This window comes from Desulfurivibrio nitratireducens (assembly GCF_044068515.1).
In the GTDB taxonomy this organism is placed as follows: domain Bacteria; phylum Desulfobacterota; class Desulfobulbia; order Desulfobulbales; family Desulfurivibrionaceae; genus Desulfurivibrio.
This window is the reverse complement of the sequence record NZ_JBIPKI010000089.1, coordinates 1-2,350: the sequence shown is the minus strand read 5'-3', so window position 1 is coordinate 2,350 and position 2,350 is coordinate 1. Positions and strand designations below refer to the sequence as shown.

Below are 2,350 nucleotides of genomic sequence, written 5' to 3'. Positions count from 1 at the left end.
CGCCCTGGTCAGCACCCTGGCCGCGGCGATGATCTTCAGCCAGGAGATCGATATCCGGCGCAGCGGCAATATTTTCCATGGCGACCAGGCCTACCTTTACGCCCTGGGGGTGGAATCCTGGGCCACCATGTTGCTGGGCCGGGCCGAGCCGGGAGAGGAACACGAATACCTGGGCCGGCCCCTGCCGCCGATCATGGTGGAGGGCGGCCAGGTCGGCGGCCGCCTCGATGACCTCCAGGGCCTGTTCAACCTCAACAACCTGGTGCTGGCGGACGAGGAAAGCCAGGAACGGCAACGCCTCCAGTTTCGCCGCCTGCTGACCGCTTGCGGCCTCAGCGAAGATCTCGAGCAGGCGGTTTCCGACTGGCTGGATGCCGACCAGGAGCCCCGTTTTCCCGGCGGGGCCGAGGACAGTGAATACCTGCGCCGCGATCCTCCTTACCGCACGGCGAATCGCCCCCTGATCGACCCCGGCGAACTGGCCCGGGTTTACGGTTTTGACAGCGAGGAGTACGAGCAGTGCCTCAAGCCCCTGGTCACCGCCCTGCCCGAGGTTACGGCCCTGAACATCAATACCGCCCCCGCCCCCCTGCTGGCCTCCCTCTCCGACCAGCTCGACCTGGGCCGGGCCGAACAACTGCTGGCCGACCGGCCCACCGGGCGAGGTTATCTCGATCTGGCTGACTTCCTCGCCCATCCGGCCCTGGCGGGCAGCGGCCTCAGCGGCGAAGCGCCCGGCCTGCTGGCTGTGCAAAGCCGTTACTTTATGGTACAATCCGAGGCGATTATCGGCCAGAGCCGGGTGGCGCTTTACAGCGTGCTCAAGCGTGAAGGCGACGCCGTCAGAGTCCTGCGCCGCAACAGGTAAGCAAAATTATGAAAAGAATCATTCTCCGGCTGGGGGAACAGGCCCCGGACTCATGCGCCTGGATCAAAATTGAAGCCGATGGCGCCATGGCCGCCGGGCAGGGTTCCCTGGCCGAACTGGCCGCCGCCGCCGAGGGCTACCGCCTGCAGGTTCTGATTCCCGGCAGCGAGGTGCTGCTGACCCGGGTGGTGCTGCCGCCGGGCAACCGCAAGCAGTTGTTGGCCGCCATCCCCTATGCCCTGGAGGAATCCCTGGCCGGGGAAGTCGAGGAGCAGCATTTCGCCGTCGGGGCGGCGGCGGCCGACGGGGCCCTGGGGGTGGCGGTCATCGCCCGGGAACGCCTGGAATACTGGCTGGAGCTCTGCCGGGGCCAGGGCCTGGACCCGGCCCTGCTGACCTCCGAGGTGCTGGCTCTGCCGGCCGGCCAATCCGGCCGGGCCATGCTGGCCGCCGCCGACGGCCTGGTGCTGGTGCGCAGCGGCCGCCAGGACGGTTTCGTCCTCGACCACGACAGCCTGGCCATTATTCCCGGTTTGCCGGGCATCAGCCCCGAGGAACCCTTCCTCCTTTTTTATGAAGGGGATAAGCCGGACTTGCCCGCCGAGCTGGCTCCCCTGGTCGCCGAGCAGCGCCGGGTGCCCGAGGTCATGGCCTTGCTGGCCGAAGGCCTGCGGGAGAAGGAGGTGATCAACCTTCTCCAGGGCGATTACCGCCCCCAGGCCCACTGGGAGCGGCACTGGCAGCGCTGGCGCCTGCCCGCCGCCCTGCTGCTGGTCCTGCTGCTGGTCCAGACCGGGATCGGCATGCGGGAAAACCACCGCCTGCGTTTGCACGAAGAGCAATTGAGCGCCGAAATCGTCCAGGTTTACCGACAGGCCTTTCCCGGCGCCCAGCGGATCGTCAATCCCCGGGCCCAGATGGAGCACCAGTTGCAGACCCTGCGCGGTGGGGAAGGCGAGCTTGCCGCCGAGGGCAACCTGCTCCGCATCATGGAGCGGGGCGGGCCGTTGCTGGCCGCCATGGGCGGCCTCGAACTGCGCGGACTCCGCTACCGGGCCGGAGAGTTGGACCTGGAGATCGAGATCGCTGATCTCCAGGAGCTGGACACCCTCAAGGAACAAATGGCCGCCCAGGGCCTGGCGGTCGAGATCCGCGCCGCCACCACCCGGGGCGAGCGGGTGCAGGCCCGGCTGCAAATCAAGGAAGGTTAAGGCAGAGGCCGGCTTGTTTAAGCATGACCCAACCAACAGATTAGAGGCCCTGATGAACGGCGGCCAGGAAAATTCATGATGAAAGATTTACGCCCGCAACTGGAAGCCCGGCTGGAAGGTCTGCTGGCCGGGGTTCCGGTCCGCCAGCGGCCCCTGCTCTTTATCGGCCTGGGCCTGCTGGTTCTGCTCCTGGTCTGGCTGGTGCTGCTGGCCCCGCTGGCTTCCAGCCGCGAGGATCTGCAGCGGCAGATCGCCGACCGGGAAGCGGACC

At 67.3% G+C, this 2,350-nt stretch carries 3 protein-coding genes; all 3 read left to right on the top strand.

Annotation, left to right across the window (positions count from 1 at the left end; genetic code table 11):
- On the top strand, window positions 1-868 hold an 868-nt coding region (gspK, locus tag ACHHTY_RS11975; protein WP_395494403.1), incomplete at its 5' end, for a type II secretion system minor pseudopilin GspK.
- An 8-nt stretch (window positions 869-876) separates the two neighbouring features.
- On the top strand, window positions 877-2,079 hold the full coding sequence (gspL, locus tag ACHHTY_RS11970) for a type II secretion system protein GspL (RefSeq protein WP_395494401.1): 1,203 nt from the start codon (window positions 877-879) through the stop codon (window positions 2,077-2,079).
- Window positions 2,080-2,154: 75 nt separating this feature from the next.
- The coding region (locus tag ACHHTY_RS11965; protein WP_395494400.1) for a hypothetical protein at window positions 2,155-2,350 on the top strand (196 nt) is incomplete at its 3' end.